This window comes from Nocardia sp. NPDC003726, from assembly GCF_053586955.1.
The window spans coordinates 22,699-39,382 of the sequence record NZ_JBSFNF010000034.1; the positions used below are offsets into that span (position 1 = coordinate 22,699).

A 16,684-nucleotide genomic window follows, 5' to 3' on the forward strand; every position below is an offset into this window, starting at 1 on the left:
AATCGGCCGCGCTCGTCGCCGAGCGCGGCCGATCCCCCGCGATCTGGGTCAGTCCCGCACTACCGGCTCGCGCCCGCGGCGGCGCCGATGAGACCGCCGACCACGCAGCCGGGGAAGACCCCCACGATGAAGAAGACCAGACCGACCAGCGCCCCGATCGCGCAGCCGATCGCCAGCCCGCCCAATGTGGTCGTCGCGTCACCGATGAACTGCGGCGCGCCGGGTTCCGGGATGGCGGCTCCGACCGGCGTCAAGGTCAGCGTCGTCCCGGTCGCATCGATGTCGGGAGCCACTTCGACCTGCTGGCCGAAGACGGACTGCACGGTCGTCGGCACGGACGTCACGAGCGACCCGTCCGGCCCGAGCACCGCGATGCTTCCGTCCGGCGTGACCGTGAACGAGCCGGCGGTGAGCGTGATCGCGGCGCTCGACCGGTCCGGCGCGACGGTCGCGGTGTAGCCGATCTCGTTCCCGCCGCTCGCCGCGGCGCCGTCGATGTCGGCTTGCCCGTACGCGGTCGCCGCGGTCACGCCGGTGGCGGCGATGGTCAGCAGCGTGGTCGCAACCAATTTCCTGAACGTCATGAGCCTTCCCATCCTCAGCAGAATCGATCTGTCGTTACCTGGGTACAGCCGTGAAACACTAGCGATTATAGACGTTGCGCATCACCGGTTCGGGCAGTTGATGATGCCCGAAATGTCCTGCGCGCCAGCGTTTTTGGTGACGAATCCGGAAAATGGGACGACCGCGGACGCTACTCCAGCTCCCCCTCGGTCTCCAGATAGACCTGCCGCAGCCGCTCGAGCGTGCCGGATTCGGGGTGTTCCCACAGCTTTCGCTCGGCCGCCTCCAGCAGCCGCTCGGCGATCCCGTGCAGCGCCCAAGGATTGGACTGCTCCATGAACTTTCGGTTCACCTCGTCGAAAACGTAGCTCTCCGTCAGCTTTTCGTACATCCAGTCGGCCACCACGTTGGTGGTGGCGTCGTAGCCGAACAGATAGTCCACGGTCGCGGCCATTTCGAACGCGCCCTTGTAGCCGTGCCTGCGCATCGCTTCGAGCCAGCGTGGGTTCACCACCCTGGCCCGGAACACCCGCGCCGTCTCCTCCGACAGCGTCCGGGTGCGCACCGCGTCCGGGCGCGTGCTGTCGCCGATGTAGGCCTCCGGATTCTTGCCCGTGAGCGCGCGCACCGTCGCCACCATGCCGCCGTGGAACTGGAAATAGTCGTCGGAGTCGGCGATGTCGTGCTCGCGGGTGTCGGTGTTCTTGGCCGCCACGGCGATCCGGCGATACGCGCCGCGCATGTCCTCCGCGGCGGGCGCGCCGTCCAGGTCGCGCCCGTAGGCGTAGCCGCCCCAGGTGGTGTAGACCTCGGCGAGATCGTCGTCGGTGCGCCAGCTCTTCGCATCGATCAGCTGCAACAGGCCCGCCCCGTAGGTGCCCGGCTTGGAGCCGAAGATACGGGTGGTGGCGCGCCGCTGGTCGCCGTGCTCGGCGAGGTCGGCCCGAGCGTGCGCGCGGATGTAGTTCGACTCGTCCGGCTCGTCCAAATCGGCGACCAGGCGCACCGCGTCGTCCAGCAGGGCCAGCACGTGCGGGAAGGCGTCGCGGAAGAAACCGCTGATGCGCACCGTCACGTCGATGCGGGGACGGCCGAGTTCGGCGAGCGAGATCACGTCCAGCGCGCGGACGCGGCGGCTGGCCTCGTCCCAGACCGGCCGGACGCCGAGCAGCGCGAGCACTTCGGCGATGTCGTCGCCGGAGGTGCGCATCGCGGAAGTGCCCCAGATCGACAGGCCCACCGACCGCGGGAATGCGCCGTGGTCGGCGCGGTAGCGCTCCAGCAGGGATTCCGCCATGGCCTGCCCGGTCTCCCAGGCCAGCCGGGACGGCACCGCCTTGGGATCGACCGAGTAGAAATTGCGTCCGGTCGGCAGGACGTTGATCAGACCGCGCAACGGCGACCCGCTCGGGCCTGCCGGGATGAACCCGCCGTTCAGCGCGTGCAGCACGCGGTCGATCTCCACGCCGGTCTGCCGCAGGCGCGGCACCACCTCCGTGGCCGCGAACCGCAGCACCAGCCGCACCTGCGGGTCGTCGGTGATGCCGTCGACCGCCTCCGGTGACCAGTCCGCCGCCTGCAAGGCCGCGACCAGGGCGCGGGCGCGAGCCTCGACGGCGTCCACACGCTCGCGCGCCTCGCCTCCCGACTCGTCGAGCCCGAGGGCTTCGCGCAGGCCGGGCACGGTGCGCTCGCCGCCCCACAACTGACGCGCGCGGAGCATGGCCAGCACCAGGTCGAGTTCGCTCTCCCCCGCCGGGGCCGTGCCGAGCACGTGCAGACCGTCGCGGATCTGCACGTCCTTGATCTCGCACAGCCAGCCGTCGACGTGCAGCAGCATGTCGTCGAAGGATTCCTCGTCCGGACGTTCGGTCAGGCCGAGGTCGTGGTCCATCTTGGCGGCGCGCATCAGCGTCCAGATCTGCTGGCGGACGGCGGGCAGCTTGGCCGGGTCCAGGGCCGAGATATTGGCGTGCTCGTCGAGCAACTGCTCCAGACGCGAGATGTCGCCGTAGGTCTCGGCGCGCGCCATCGGCGGGATCAGATGATCCACCAGGGTGGCGTGCGCGCGGCGCTTGGCCTGGGTGCCCTCACCGGGGTCGTTCACCAGGAACGGGTAGATCAGCGGCAGATCGCCGAGAGCGGCATCGGTGCCGCAGGAGGCCGACATGCCCAGCGTCTTGCCGGGCAACCACTCCAGGTTCCCGTGCTTGCCCAGGTGCACCATCGCGTCGGCGCCGAAACCCTCGGGCGCGCTGAGCCACCGGTAGGCGGCCAGATAGTGGTGGCTGGGCGGCAGATCCGGGTCGTGATAGATGGCGACGGGGTTCTCGCCGAAACCGCGCGGCGGCTGCACCATGAGCACGACGTTGCCGAAACGCAATGCGGCGATGACGATCTCACCGTCCGGGTCGGCGGAGCGGTCGACATACAGCTCGCCCGGTGGCGGCCCCCACGCTTCCACGACCGCGTCGCGCAGGTCGCCGGGCAGGGCGTCGAACCAAGCGGTGTAGGTCGCCGCGCCGATGCGGATCGGGTTGCCCTCCAGTTGCTCGGCGGTCAGCCAGTCGGGGTCTTGACCTCCGGCGGCGATGAGGGCGTGGATCAGTGCGTCCCCGTCCTGTTCGTCCAGGCCGGGGATCTCGCCGGGCGCGCCGAGATCGTAACCGGCGGCGCGCATTTCGGTGAGCAGGCGAATCGCGCTGGCCGGGGTGTCGAGGCCGACGGCGTTGCCGATACGGGCGTGCTTGGTCGGGTAGGCCGACAGCATGACGGCGACGCGCTTGCGTTCGGCCGGGATGTGACGCAGCCGCGCGTAGCGCGTCGCGATGCCCGCGACCCTGGCGGCGCGCTCGGCGTCGGGGACGTAGGTGGACAGGCCGTCGGCGTCGAACTCCTTGAACGAGAACGGCACCGTGATGATCCGACCGTCGAATTCCGGCACCGCGACCTGGGTGGCGACGTCCAGCGGTGAGAGGCCGTCGTCGTTGGCCTCCCACTGGGCGCGCCCGGTGGTCAGGCACAGCCCTTGCAGGATGGGCACATCCAAGTCGGCCAGCGCGCCGACATCCCATGCCTCGTCCTCGCCACCGGCGGACGCGGTGGCCGGTTTGGTGCCTCCCGCGGCCAGCACCGTCACCACCAGCGCGTCGGCACGGCGCAGGGTCTCCAGCAACTCGGGCTCGGCGGTGCGCAGCGACGCGCAGTACAGCGGCAGCGCCCGCGCGCCCGCCCGTTCGATCGCGGTGCACAGGGCGTCGACGTAAGCGGTGTTGCCCGCCAGATGCTGGGCGCGGTAGTAGATCACCGCGACGGTCGGCCCGTCGGCCGGCTCGGCGGCGACCCGGTCCAACTCGCCCCAGCTGGGCAGCTGAATCGGCGGCTCGAAACCGTGGCCGGTCAGCAGCACGGTGTCGGACAGGAAATTGTGCAGCTGACGCAGGTTCTCCGGGCCACCGGCGGCCAGGTAGTTGTGCGCGTCGGCCGCGACGCCGCCGGGGACGGTGGAGCATTCCATCAGTTCGGCGTCCGGGGCGATCTCGCCGCCGAGCGCGACGAGCGGAATCCCGCTGGCCCGCAGCGCCTCGAGCCCGTCCTCCCAGGCCCGCTTGCCGCCCAGGACGCGCACGATCACCAGGTCGGCGTCGTCGAGCAAGGCGGGCAGGTCGTCGACCAGGAGACGAGCCGGGTTTCCCCACCGGTAGTCGGCGCCGCTGGCGCGGGCACTGAGCAGATCGGTGTCGGACGTGGACAACAGCACAATCACGGGTGACAGCCTTCCTCGGGTGACGCGCCCATCGGGGGTTCGCTGCTCGCCGGGGAGGGTCTGGCTTTCGACAGTGGCGCGACCGCACCGGACTTTCACCGGTTTCCTCGTCGTCCGCCGAGCACGCCGATGCTACCTGCCGCCTGGATCGGCCTCCTGCGCGCGCCCCGCCCGTCCGCCCGCGGGGCGGTCGCTCGCGCGGGCCGCCAAGAAGTCGTCCACCAGCCGGGCGCAGTCGGCCGGAGTGATCGGTTCGAGCCCGACCAGCCTGGCGAAAACGATCGGACCGACGAGCTGGGTCAGCGCGAACGTCACGTCCGGGTCACCCAACTGGGCCCGCACCTCCGGATCGCCGAAGAGCTGGTCGAACGGCTTGCGGTACTGCTCGATGAGCCGACGGCGCAGCGACGTGAAATCCGGACCGGCCCCTGATTCCCCGCGCTCGCCGGTGGCCAGCCACGCCAGCGTGGAGATCTGCAAGGGCGCCTCGTTGACGACCGCGGCCTGCCTGCTGAGCAGTTCGATCAGTCGTCGCCGGAGCGGACCGGCGGGCGGAGCCTCGATCACCGGCGGCAGCAGCCGCTCGAGCGTGGCGGCGCGCAACTGCGTCGCGTTGTCGAAATGCCGGTACAGCGTGGTTCGCGCGACCTTGGACATGGTGGTGACCGCCTCGACGGTGACCGCTTCCAGCCCACCGGTTTTCAGCAGCGCGGTGGCGGCGTCGAGCAGTCTGGCGCGGGATCGCGCCTTGCGCGGGTCGACGTCGTCGTCGGCAGTGGACTCGCGCGGGGTCGGGTCGGCGGCACCGGTCATGGGTCGAACATTGCTCCTCCGTCGCGCCTATCGCCACCCCGCTCACTTATGCTACTGATAGTAGCGTAGCGATACTGACAGTTTTGTTTTAGCCCGGGAGGCGCCGTGGAGTCCACCACGACACGTTTGTCAGCCGCGCACCGCTGGATGCTGACGATCTCCTGCCTCACCGTGGCCCTGGTCATCGCATCGATGGCGGCGCTGTACACCGCGCTGCCGGAGATCGCCGCCGCGACGGGCGCGAGTCAGCAGCAGCTCACCTGGGTCGTCGATGGGTACACCCTGGCGCTGGCCTGCCTGGTTCTTCCCGCCGGCGCGCTCGGCGACCGCTTCGGCCGGCGTGCGGTGCTGGTCATCGGGCTGTTCGTGTTCGCCGCGGCCTCGGCGGCGCCTGCGCTGCTGCACGCGCCCGGGTGGTTGATCGCGGGCCGTACGGTCGCCGGGGTTGGCGCCGCTCTCGTCATGCCTTCGACGCTGTCGCTGATCACCGCCGGATTCCCGGAGTCACGCCGAGGCAATGCCGTCGGGCTGTGGGCGGGCGTCGCCGGCGCGGGCGCGGTGCTCGGCATCCTCGGCTCGGGGCTGCTGCTGGAGCGGTGGTCGTGGGTGTCGATCTTCCTCGCCATGGCCGCGGCGGGACTGGTTCTGCTGATCGCGGGATGCACACTGCCGGAGTCGGTGGACCGGGATCGTCCCAGGTTGGACGGGTGGGGGGCGATCACCTCGGCCACGGCTGTCGGAACGCTGGTACTGGCGGCGATCACGGCGCCCGAGCGCGGATGGCCGGACCCTCTGGTGCTCGGCGCCGCCGTCGTGGCGGTGCTGGCGGCCGCGGCGTTCGTGGTGCTGCAGAAGCGGGCGGCGCACCCCCTGCTGGATCTGCGCCTGTTCACCGATCGAGGCTTCGGCTCCGGCACCGCGGCGGTGACCCTGCAGTTCCTCGTCTGCTTCGGGACCTTCTTGCTGATGGTGCAGTTCCTGCAGCTGATCCTCGGATACCGGCCGATCGTGTCGGCCCTGGCGATGGCGCCGATGATGGTGCCGATGGTGGCGGTCTCGGCGGTGGCGCCCCGACTCGCCGAACGAGTCGGACTGCGTGTGCCGATCGCGGGCGGGCTGGTGATCATCGGCATCGCGCTCGTCGCGCTCTCCCGCGTCGAGGTCGACACCACCTATGCCGACCTGCTCTGGCCGTTCCTCGTCATGAGCGCGGGCACCGGGCTGTGCACCGCGCCCGCGACGGCCGCGATCATCGCGGGCACCCCGGTGGAGAAGCACAGTGTCGCCGCCGCGGTGAACGACGCGGCGCGCGAAGTGGGCGCGGCGATCGGCATCGCCATCGCGGGCAGCATCCTGGCCGCCGGGTACAGCCACCGCATCGCGCCCGCCCTGCCGCGGCTGCCGGAACAGGTGCGCGAACCGGTCGGCGACTCGCTGGCGGCGGCGCTGCAGGTCACCGAGCACATCGGCCCGCAAGCCGCACCCTTGGCCGAGCTCGCCGAATCGGCCTTCGTGCACGGTGCCCAGCAGGCCGCGCTCGCACTGGCCGTAGTCACCTTCGTCGCCGCGATCCTCATCAGCGTCTGGGCCCCGGGACGCGCCTCACGCAGGACGGCGAACCCGGCGTCCGGAGCGCGGACGCGATCGACGACGACACCATGACGATCGCTCGCCGGCACACCACGAACACTTCGCCACGGCCGCGTCGGCCGGCGCGCCGGATCAGACCAGGTCGGCGTTCCCGTCGATCACCTCGAGGTGGTAGTGGAACCGGTTGACCCGCCAGCCCTGCGCGGTGCGCTCGACACCGAGGGAGTAGCTGCCCACGAAGGTGCGCGTCTTGCCCTCGGTCGCGGCGTTCTTGACGTGCACCGCGATGGCGTCGGCGTGCACGCGCGCCGTGTCACCGTCCAGATCGATGAGATGGTTGCCCGACTGGTGGTGCACCCCGTCGAGGTCGGCGAGCCCGGTGCGCCAGTCCGCGATGATGTCGGCCGCGGCGCGCTCGCCGACCGGCCCGCCGAACCCGCCGTCGAAATCCACGGTCGCGGTGAACACCTCCGCCGACAAGTCCTCCCAGCGCTTCTGATCGGTGTACACGAACATCTTGGTGATCACATCGATGATGGCGAGCCGGTCGGCGAGAGTGGCGATTTCGGACATACGCCGACCCTAGTCGGCGCGCGCGTCCCGCGCCTTGCGGACCACACCGCCGAGCAGCACCAGCGCGGTTTCCGGCAGGTCGTCACCGAGCCACCGCTGCAGGGGAACCACACCGGGCTCGATCATCTCGAATCCTTCGAAGAACGACTCGACCACGGCCGCGGACCGATAGACCACCTGCGCCGAGGATTTCGCGGTATCCGACGACGACTGGTTGATGAAGTCCGGATCGCTGTCGTCTGAGCCGTGCGTGAACGCCAGATAGCTGCCCGGAGCCATGACTTCGCGCAGCCGAGCGACGATCTCGGCGGGACCTTCGTCGTCCATCACGAAATGCAGGACCCCGACGAGCGTGATCGCGACCGGCTCCGCGAAGTCGATCGCACCCCCGCTGATCAGCCGGTCGATGATGTCGTCCGGACGGCGCACGTCCCCCAGCATCGCCGTCACGCCGTCCGCGTGCGCGAGCAGGGCATTGCAGTGCGCGTGGACGACCGGGTCGAAATCGACGTACACCACTCGCGCCGACGCATCGACCTTGTGGGCGACCTCGTGCACACTCGGCGAAGTCGGGATACCCGCGCCCAGATCGATGAACTGCCGGATCCCAGCCTCGGCGGCCGACTGGACCGCCCGCACCAGGAATTGGCGGCTGAACCAGGCCAGGGTCTTGGTATCCGGGGCGATGGACAGCATGCGGTGCGCGACCGCCCGGTCCACCTCGTAGTTGTCTTTGCCACCGAGGAGATAGTCGTATACCCGGGCGGAGTTCGGCAGGTTCGGATCGACGCCCCGCGGTGCTCGCTCCATGCCGGACACCGTACCTCCCGATCGCCCCGATCAGGATCCTGACAAACAGTCGCGCACCATCGCTGCCAATCCCGACCGTGCGATAGCACCAGCGTAGCGAATCTCGTTGTGGGAAGCGCTCTTCGAATCGGCATACGCACCGGCTCACACGGCGGGCGTCCCACCCGCCGCGAGCAGGTGCGCTCGCGCCATGAGCTCGTCCGCCACCGGGCGCGGACGGCGGCCCAAACCGCATGCGCAGGCGACGCCGTCGACCGGGCGGCCCAGCGCCTTCTCGATCACCCGCAATGTCCGTGACTGCTGAGTCTCGGTGGGAACGTCGTGCACGAACCCCGCGTAGAAATTCGTGCCCGGATCGAGGGCCAGTGCCGCCAACGGCGCATAGAACTCGGCCTTCTCCGACGGCGGCACATCGCCCCCCGCGAGCGGACCGTGCACGTATTCCAGCACGCGCCCCCGCGGCCAGTGCCGGACGACCGAATTGGCCAGATCGACCAGCGGCCTGGCATCGCGCAAGCGGCCGCGCGCCTTGTTACGCAGACTGCCCAGGCACAGGTGCACCCCGAACCGGGTGCCCTCGGGAGCGGCCGCGGCCAGCGCGGCGATGCCCTTCCCCAGGCCCAGCGCCCGATCGGCCGGCCGGTGCGCCGGCTGCGCCTTCGCCATCAGCACCAGTTCCGCGGTGGCTTCCAGCTGCACGACGACGTCGTCGCCGGCCAGCTCGCGGATGGCCGTGATGTCACGCACGGTGGCGTCGAGGAAGGCGCGGCGATGCCGCCGCACGCCTGCGGCTCCCATGGCGATGAACGTGAGCGTGAAATCGGTCGGCATGCCGATCTGCAGTGCGAGACCGGGCATCTCGCGCTCGGCGCGCAACGCGCGGAAGATCGGCAGCGCCTCCTCGGCCTCCGCGAGATAGCCCAGACGCATGGTCTCGCCGGGCAATTCGGCGCCGCGCGCGACGCGATGGATCGTCCGCTGCCGGCTCGATCCCCAGGTCCCCTGCTTCTTCACCGCAAGAACCCCTTGGTCGACCAGGTCATCGATGATCGGCTGGATGTAGAACTCGTAGCGCCCGGTCTCCCCGGTGGGCAAGGTACGCAGTCGCGTTCCCGCGCTGTCCAGCATCGCCCGCATCGCGACGTCCGTGCTATCGGCCGGAAAACTTCCGACGAAGTGCACCGTTCGCATACCCGCCTCCTGTCCCGTCGCACCCACGTTCCCGCGCTCCTTGTCCATCGCGTCGTCCCGGACATCCGCCGTCCCGACGCGATATCGGGCGCGGCCGGGTACACGCATGCGGCATCGACTGCGTGATAGCCACGGATCATTGTGCGCGGTATGGCCGTTCGCCGGACAACATCAGTTCCGTCTTGTCCTTCGCGATCGATGACGCTCGCGAAGATCGGCACGTGCGACCGATCTCGACAGCTGCGCCTCGCGCGCCGAAATAGATTGGCGGAAACGGTGTTACGGAGCCCACACGCAGCTGCGGCCTGCGACGAGAGGTATTGCGTCCGGCGAAGTGGACGCATAGCCTGCGTCGCGTGCGAACCTCGCTACGGTCGATCGCCGCGTCCGCGGCCGCGATCCTTCTCTGTCTGGCACCGAGCACCGCCCACGCCGAGGACACCGCGCCAGGACGTTGCGTATCGGTCTCCATCCCCGTACCGCTCGGAGAGATGGCCGGCTCCTTGTGCACTCCCACGGCACACGCCACCGACACCGTCATGGTGCTGATCGCGGGTTCCAACTACAACGCGACCTATTGGGATTTCCCCTACGCTGCGGAGACCTACAGCTTCCGGCGCGCGATGAACGCCGCTGGCATCGCGACGCTGGTGGTCGACCGGCTCGGCAACGGGGCGAGCACCCGCCCGCCGAGCACGCAGGTGACGGCGACGGTCTCCGCCCGTGCCCTGCACGACATCGTCGGGTCCCTGCGCGCCGGGCTGGCGGGCGCGCCCCCGTTCGGCAAGGTCATCACCGGAGGGCATTCGCTCAGCTCGGGCATCGACGTCCTGGAGGCGACCACGTACCAGGACGTCGACGGCGTTCTGCTCACCGGTTTCTCCCATGCGCTCAACGTCTCCGAGGTGCTCGGCGTCATCTCCACCTACCACCAAGCCGCCGAGGATCCGGCATTCGCCGGGCGCGGTTACGACCCGGGTTATCTCGCGACGCGACCCGGTACCCGCGCCGCCAGTTTCTTCGCACCGGAGACGGCCGACCCCGACGTTCTCGCGGTGGACGAGGCGAACAAGGAAGTGTTCTCGCCGACCGAGTATCCCGACGGCCTGACCTCCACCATTCCGCCGATGACCAATTTCGTCGACGTCCCGGTCCTGGTCGTCAACGGCAGCCTGGACCGGCTGTCCTGCGGCCCCGCGTACGCCGTCTGCGCGGACGCCGAGACACTGCGCGCCACCGAAGCGCCGTTCTTCGGCCCGGCGGCGCGACTGCGCACCTTCGTGCTGCCCGGCAGCGGGCACTCGGTCAATCTGGCCCGCAACACCGCCGAATACCGGGCCGCCGTCGTCGACTGGGTGCGATCGATCGGGCAGTGACCGGCCGTTCCGCCCGGCGGCGGCGTCCGTAGGCTGGAGCCGCTATGACACGAGGTGCTCCTGATTCCTGTCCGGGCGTGCTGCGGCTGCATCAGGCGGCCGATGGGCCGCTGGCCCGCGTCCGCGTGCCCGGCGGCCGACTGGAACCCGCCCAGTTGCAGGCGCTGGCCGAGGCCGCGCGCGACCTGGCGGACGGCACCATCGAGCTCACCTCGCGCGGCAACGTGCAACTGCGCCGGGTGAGCGATGCGGCCGCCATCACCGACCGGCTCGCGGCGGCGGATCTGCTGCCGAGCACCACGCACGAACGGGTGCGCAACATCATCGCCTCACCACTGTCGGGCCGGATCGGCGGCTTGGCGGACGTGCGCCCGCTGGTTCCCCCGCTGGACACCGGCCTGCTCGCGGCGCCGCGGCTGGCCGGCCTGCCCGGCCGGGTGCTGTTCACCCTCGACGACGGACGCGGCGACGTCAGCGGCCTCGGCCCCGACATCGGCGTGCACGCGGTCGGGCAGGACGAGTTCGCGCTGCTGCTGGCAGGCGGCGACAGCGGCCTGCGGCTGTCCGCCGCCGATGCTGTGGACGTCATGCTGGCCGCCGCGCACGAATTCCTGGATCTGCGCGGCGACGACCCCGGCCGGTGGCGGCTGCACGAGATCGAACACGGGGCCGAACGCGTCGTCGATCGTCTGGGCCTGTCCCCTGGTGCGGAAAGACTCGCATTCACCGCCTCGCCGAGCGTTCCGATCGGCTGGCTACAGCAGGACGACGGATCGGTCTCGCTCGGCGTCGGCGTGCGCCTCGGCTCCCTGCCCGCCCGCACCGCCGAATTCATCGCCGCGGTCCAACGACCGGTCTTCGTCACGCCGTGGCGCAGTCTGGTGATCACCGATCTGGCGGAGTGGACCGCCGAACAGGTGGTGCGCGTGCTCGCGCCGATGGGCTCGATCTTCGACGCCGACTCCCCGTGGCTGCTGGTCAGCGCGTGCGCCGGGCAGCCGGGCTGCGCGAAATCGCACACCGACGTCCGAGCCGACGCGGCGGACGCCGTCGCCACGGGCCGAGTCCTGCCGGGACCGGCCGTTCCGCTCGATCCACCGCCGACGACAGCCGCCGCGGACGTCGCGGTGGCCGGGCGTCAGCACTGGTCCGGATGCGATCGCCGCTGCGGCCGTCCCCGTGGAGAGGTCACCGACATCGTCGCTACCGGCGACGGCTATATCGTCCGGCCGCGCCGCCTCCCGTGATGCCTGCGTCAGGTCATCTGCCGTGGATCTCGAGGGTGCAGCATTTGACGCAGCCACCGGCTTTGAGCAGTTCGGACATCTCGATACCCACCGGATGGTAACCACGGGCGCGCAGGGCCGCGCTCAGGTCGGCGGCCGCGCTGCTGAGGAAGACGTTGGCGCCGTCGCAGACCCCGTTCAGTCCGAGCACCGCCGCGTCCGCGTCGGTCGCCACGATCGCGTCGGGATAGAGGTCGGCCAGCACCGCGCGCGCCGCGGGGCTGAAGGCGGGCGGGTAGTAGGCGATGGTGTCGGCGTCCAGCGGAAGCAGCACCGTGTCCAAGTGGTAGAAGCGCGGATCGACCAGTTCCAGCGACACCACGGGTAATCCGAAGTGGCGCGCCACCTCCTCGTGCGCGGCGCGTGAGCTGCGGAATCCCGTTCCGGCCAGCAACCGGTCGCCGACCAGCAGGAAGTCGCCTTCGCCTTCGTTGCATTCCGCGGCGGCCACCAGGTTCGGCAAGCCGGCACGGGCGAACCAGGCGTGATAGGCCGGGCCTTCCGCGGCGCGCTCGGAATGGGTGAAACGAGCCGACATGGCGCGGTCACCGACGATCAGCCCGCCGTTGGCGGCGAACACCATGTCGGGCAGGCCCGCGACACCGGGCACCACCTCCACGGTGTGCCCGTATTCGGTGTACGTGGCGCGCAACTTCTCCCACTGCGCGATGGCCAGCGCGCGGTCGACGGGCTCGGCGGGATTCATCCAGGGATTGATGGAGTAGGTGACGTCGAAATGGTCGGGACGGCACATCAGGAACCGGCGCGGCGACCAGCGGCGGGCGGCGGATTCGAGGGGGAGGGTGGCTACAGACGTCAACGGAACTCCCGGCAGTGAATGGCAACTTGCGGCTGCCACGACGGTAAGTCGCATAGCATTGCGCCAGAAATGACGATTCGTTGCGCATCTCAGCGAAAATTGCGCGGATTATTGCGCGGACGGCGGGAAGGTGTGACGTGGACGACCTCGACCGGCGGATTCTCGAACAACTGCTGAAGAACGCGCGGGCCTCGTTCCAGGAGATCGGCGGCGTGGTCGGATTGTCCGCGCCCGCGGTGAAACGGCGAGTAGACCGGCTCGTCGCGGGCAAGCAGATCACCGGCTTCACCGCGCTGGTCAATCCCGCCGCGCTGGGCTGGAGGACGGAGGCGTACGTCGAGGTGTACTACCGCGACAACATCTCCCCGGCCGAACTCAAACGCAGTCTGGAACCGATCCCGCAGGTGGTCGGCGTGTGGACGATCGCGGGCGAAGCCGACGCGCTGGTGCACGTGATGGCCACCGACATGGCCGAGATCGAGGTGACCGTGGAACGGATCAGGGAGAACGCGCGAGTCGGGCGCACCCGCAGCGCCATCGTCATGTCCCGGATTCTCGAGCGTCCGCGGACCTGATCCGGCGGCGCCGTCGCCGCGCTGTGCTGCCGTCCGGCCCGTGACGCGCAGCGCCCGACCCGGACCGATCTGTCCGGACCCGCACCCATATGGTGGACCGCATGTCCGACGTACGTGCCAGCTACCTGACCGACGGGGCCGAGATCTACCGTCGCTCGTTCGCGACGATCCGCGCCGAGGCCGATCTGAGCGGGTTCCCGCCGGACGTGGCGCAGGTGGCGGTGCGGATGATCCACGGTTGCGGTCAGGTGGATCTCGCCGCGGACATCGCCTTCTCCCCCGGCGTCGTGGCCTCGGCACGGGCGGCGCTGCGCGCGGGCGCGCCGATTCTCTGCGACGCCACCATGGTCGCCTCCGGCGTGACCAGGAAGCGACTGCCCGCCGACAACGAGGTGCTGTGCACCCTCGCCGACCCGCGGGTGCCGGAGTTGGCCGCGGCCAGGGGCACCACCCGCTCCGCGGCCGCGCTCGAACTGTGGCAAGACCGTCTGGACGGCGCCGTCGTCGCGATCGGCAACGCGCCGACCGCGCTGTTCCATCTGCTCGACCTGCTCGACGCGGGTGCGCCACGGCCCGCCGCCGTGCTCGGCATCCCGGTCGGCTTCGTCGGCGCGGCCGAATCGAAGGACGCGCTGATCGAGTTCGGCGGCGTCGAATACCTCACCGTGCGCGGCAGGCGCGGCGGCAGCGCCATCACCGCGTCGGCGCTAAACGCGATTGCGAGCGAACAGGAATGAGCACTCCGGGCAAGCTCTGGGGCGTCGGACTCGGTCCCGGCGATCCCGAGTTGGTGACCGTCAAGGCGGCCAACGTGATCGGCGCCGCCGATGTGATCGCGTTCCACAGCGCGCGCCACGGCCGCAGCATCTCCCGCCGGATCGCGGCGCCGTACATGCGCCCCGGTCAGCTGGAGGAGCATCTGGTCTACCCGGTGACCACCGAGACCACCGACCATCCCGGCGGCTACCAGGGCGCGATCGACGAATTCTACGAACAGGCCGCCCAGCGGCTGGCCGAGCACCTCGCCGCGGGCCGCTCGGTGGCACTGCTCGCCGCGGGCGACCCGCTGTTCTACAGCTCCTACATGCACATGCACCGGCGGCTGGCCGACCGGTTCGAAGCCGAGATCATCCCGGGCATCACCTCGGTGAGCGCGGCGTCGGCGGCGCTGGGCACGCCGCTGGTCGAAGGCGAGCAGGTGCTCACCGTGCTGCCGGGCACCATGCCGGTCGACGAGCTCACCCGGCGGCTGCGCACCACCGACGCCGCCGCGATCATGAAGCTGGGACGCACCTATCCCGGTGTGCGCCAGGCACTCACCGACTCCGGCCGGCTCGCGGGCGCGTATTACGTCGAGCGCGCGAGCAGCACCGAACAGCGCGTGCTGCACGCGGGTGCGGTGGACGACGCGGAGGTGCCCTACTTCGCCATCACCCTCGTGCCGGGGCCCGAGCCGACCACGCCGCTGCCCCGCCTGGACGGAGACATCGTCGGCGATCGCGAGCAGGACACAACCGAGCGGGTCGGTGAGGTCGTGGTGGTGGGGCTGGGTCCCGGCGCGCCCGAGTGGACCACCGACGAAGTGCGCGCGGCGCTGGCCGAGGCCACCGATCTGGTCGGCTACACCACCTACCTGAACCGGGTGCCCGAACGCCCTGGCCAGCGTCGTCATGCCAGCGACAACCGGGTGGAGTCCGAACGCGCGGCCATGGCCTTGGATCTGGCCAAGCGAGGCGCGCGGGTCGCGGTCGTCTCCTCGGGCGATCCGGGGGTCTTCGCGATGGCGGCGGCGGTGCTGGAGGAATCCGCCGACCCGCAGTGGCGCGAGGTGCCGGTGCGGGTGCTGCCCGGTCTCACCGCGGCCAACGCGGTGGCCAGCCGCGCGGGCGCACCGCTCGGGCACGACTACGCGATGATCTCGCTCTCCGATCGGCTCAAGCCGTGGGAGGTTGTGGCGCAGCGTCTTTCCGCCGTCGCGGCGGCCGACATGGCGATCGCGATCTACAATCCGGCGTCCTCGCAACGCACCTGGCAGGTGAGCGCGATGCGGGATCTGCTGCTGGAACATCGCAAGCCGGACACCCCCGTCGTCATCGGCCGCGACGTCGGCGGACCCACCGAATCGGTCCGGGTGGTCGCGCTCGGTGACCTCGACCCCGCGGAGGTGGACATGCGGACACTGCTGATCATCGGCGCGTCCACCACCACGGCGCTGGAAACCCGCGCGGGCACCCGGGTCTACACCTCCCGACGGTACGGTCGCGCGCGCGACGCGGCCCTCGGCGGCGCGTAGGATCGCCTGACGCACCGAAGATCGGAGGGACCTTGGCCGCGACACTGTCGGAGCTGACGCTGCGCGCCCGAGCCTTGGAGGCCAGGGCCACCGCGAGCGAACAGGCACTCGACGAGCAGGGCGAGGTCCTCAACGAACTCGCGGCGCTGACCAGGAAGGCGCTCGACGGGATCGGCCGCATCGACCGGCGCGCGGAATCCATCGACCAAGCCGTCGGCGAGCTGCGCCGCGACGTCGGAGACCTGCGCGAGAATGTGGGCGAACTCACCCGCAGGGTCACCGTGCTCGAACAGGGGCAGGTCCGCCTGGAACAGGGGCAGGCCGCGCTCGCCCGCGGGCAGCAACAGCTCGAACAAGGACAGGAACGGCTGGAGCAGGGAATGGCGCAGGTGCTCGCCCGGCTCGACGAGTTGACCGGCCGCGCCTGACCCACCCCGTTCAGGTAACATTCCACTATGGAATGTTGAGAGCGAAGGGAGCAGTCGTTGACCGATACCGCGACCAAACGCAAGGCACTCAACTCGACGGCGGCGTCGTTGCTCGGATTTCTGCACGAAGGCGCCATGTCGGGATGGGATCTGGTGACCGAGGCGCAGGACCGCATCGGCGATTTCTGGACCATCACGCAGAGCCAGGTCTACCGGGAACTCGCCGCCATGGACGCGGCGGGACTCGTGGAGAAGGGCGAGACCGGAGCCAGGGAGCGCACCCCCTACCACATCACCGACGCGGGCCGGGAAGCGTTCCTGGAATGGATCGCCCGCGACCCCGGCGGGGAAACCATCCGGGTGCCGTTGCTGCTCACGCTCTCCTTCGGCGAGCATCTCGATCGCGATCGGCTCGACGGCATCATCGCCGCCAACCGGGAGATCCATCAGGCCCGGCTCACCAGATATCTCGCCGAGGACCCGGAGGGCAAGTCCGCATTCGCCCGCGCCACTTTGGATTTCGGGATTCGCTACGAACGAACGGTGCTGGACTGGTTCGATCACCTGCCGGAACTTCTCGGCAGCTGATCGCTCCGGCT

15 protein-coding genes are annotated in these 16,684 nt (G+C 70.1%); 8 read left to right on the plus strand and 7 right to left on the minus strand.

Going from position 1 to position 16,684, the window contains the following annotated elements; translation table 11 throughout:
* Positions 1-59: 59 nt before the first annotated feature.
* The 3 genes from ACWDMM_RS30460 to ACWDMM_RS30470 form a co-directional block, all read right to left on the minus strand.
* Positions 60-584: a hypothetical protein gene (locus ACWDMM_RS30460; RefSeq protein WP_357105853.1), complete on the minus strand. Its 525-nt coding sequence runs from the start codon at positions 582-584 to the stop codon at positions 60-62.
* Positions 585-754: 170 nt separating this feature from the next.
* Complete coding sequence (cobN, locus tag ACWDMM_RS30465; protein ID WP_357105850.1) at positions 755-4,330, minus strand: cobaltochelatase subunit CobN; 3,576 nt, start codon at positions 4,328-4,330, stop codon at positions 755-757.
* A 132-nt stretch (positions 4,331-4,462) separates the two neighbouring features.
* Entirely contained in the window at positions 4,463-5,143 is a 681-nt protein-coding gene (locus ACWDMM_RS30470; protein WP_195080011.1) for a TetR/AcrR family transcriptional regulator, read from the minus strand.
* A 147-nt stretch (positions 5,144-5,290) separates the two neighbouring features.
* Between ACWDMM_RS30470 and ACWDMM_RS30475 the strand changes: the two genes are divergently transcribed.
* A complete protein-coding gene (locus ACWDMM_RS30475) occupies positions 5,291-6,805 on the plus strand; it encodes an MFS transporter (protein ID WP_449940778.1) in 1,515 nt (504 codons plus the stop codon).
* A 60-nt stretch (positions 6,806-6,865) separates the two neighbouring features.
* On the opposite strand, the gene ACWDMM_RS30480 is transcribed toward ACWDMM_RS30475, so the two are convergent.
* From ACWDMM_RS30480 to ACWDMM_RS30490, 3 genes are all read right to left on the minus strand, one after another.
* Positions 6,866-7,306, minus strand: coding sequence for a nuclear transport factor 2 family protein (locus ACWDMM_RS30480; protein WP_195080012.1), 441 nt, complete (start codon positions 7,304-7,306; stop codon positions 6,866-6,868).
* 9 nt (positions 7,307-7,315) lie between these two features.
* Positions 7,316-8,116, minus strand: coding sequence for an SAM-dependent methyltransferase (locus ACWDMM_RS30485; RefSeq protein ID WP_449940752.1), 801 nt, complete (start codon positions 8,114-8,116; stop codon positions 7,316-7,318).
* Between the two features lie 144 nt (positions 8,117-8,260).
* Positions 8,261-9,307 carry a hypothetical protein gene (locus ACWDMM_RS30490; protein ID WP_449940755.1) on the minus strand — a complete coding sequence of 349 codons (1,047 nt, stop codon included), beginning with the start codon at positions 9,305-9,307 and terminating at the stop codon, positions 8,261-8,263.
* 356 nt (positions 9,308-9,663) lie between these two features.
* On the opposite strand from ACWDMM_RS30490, the gene ACWDMM_RS30495 reads away from it, so the two are divergent.
* Positions 9,664-10,683 (plus strand): alpha/beta fold hydrolase, encoded by a 1,020-nt coding sequence (locus ACWDMM_RS30495; protein WP_195080015.1) that lies wholly within the window; start codon positions 9,664-9,666, stop codon positions 10,681-10,683.
* A 44-nt stretch (positions 10,684-10,727) separates the two neighbouring features.
* Positions 10,728-11,930, plus strand: a complete 1,203-nt coding sequence (cobG, locus tag ACWDMM_RS30500; protein ID WP_195080016.1) for a precorrin-3B synthase — start codon at positions 10,728-10,730, stop codon at positions 11,928-11,930.
* A 13-nt stretch (positions 11,931-11,943) separates the two neighbouring features.
* Here cobG and ddaH read toward each other — a convergent pair whose 3' ends face one another.
* Positions 11,944-12,789 (minus strand): dimethylargininase, encoded by an 846-nt coding sequence (ddaH, locus tag ACWDMM_RS30505; RefSeq protein WP_323124003.1) that lies wholly within the window; start codon positions 12,787-12,789, stop codon positions 11,944-11,946.
* 137 nt (positions 12,790-12,926) lie between these two features.
* Between ddaH and ACWDMM_RS30510 the strand changes: the two genes are divergently transcribed.
* The 5 genes from ACWDMM_RS30510 to ACWDMM_RS30530 all read left to right on the plus strand — a co-directional run bounded on the left by ACWDMM_RS30510 (position 12,927) and on the right by ACWDMM_RS30530 (position 16,673).
* Positions 12,927-13,364 carry an Lrp/AsnC family transcriptional regulator gene (locus tag ACWDMM_RS30510; RefSeq protein ID WP_357105839.1) on the plus strand — a complete coding sequence of 146 codons (438 nt, stop codon included), beginning with the start codon at positions 12,927-12,929 and terminating at the stop codon, positions 13,362-13,364.
* Positions 13,365-13,465: 101 nt separating this feature from the next.
* The gene (locus ACWDMM_RS30515; protein WP_195080019.1) at positions 13,466-14,101 is read left to right on the plus strand and encodes a precorrin-8X methylmutase; all 636 of its coding nucleotides are present in this window, start codon (positions 13,466-13,468) and stop codon (positions 14,099-14,101) included.
* Positions 14,098-15,657: a precorrin-3B C(17)-methyltransferase gene (gene cobJ, locus ACWDMM_RS30520; protein ID WP_357105836.1), complete on the plus strand. Its 1,560-nt coding sequence runs from the start codon at positions 14,098-14,100 to the stop codon at positions 15,655-15,657. Before ACWDMM_RS30515 ends, cobJ begins: the two co-directional genes overlap by 4 nt.
* Before the next feature lie 32 nt (positions 15,658-15,689).
* Positions 15,690-16,085, plus strand: a complete 396-nt coding sequence (locus tag ACWDMM_RS30525) for a hypothetical protein (protein ID WP_357105833.1) — start codon at positions 15,690-15,692, stop codon at positions 16,083-16,085.
* A 57-nt stretch (positions 16,086-16,142) separates the two neighbouring features.
* Positions 16,143-16,673, plus strand: a complete 531-nt coding sequence (locus ACWDMM_RS30530) for a PadR family transcriptional regulator (RefSeq protein ID WP_195080022.1) — start codon at positions 16,143-16,145, stop codon at positions 16,671-16,673.
* The last annotated feature ends 11 nt before the right edge of the window (positions 16,674-16,684 follow it).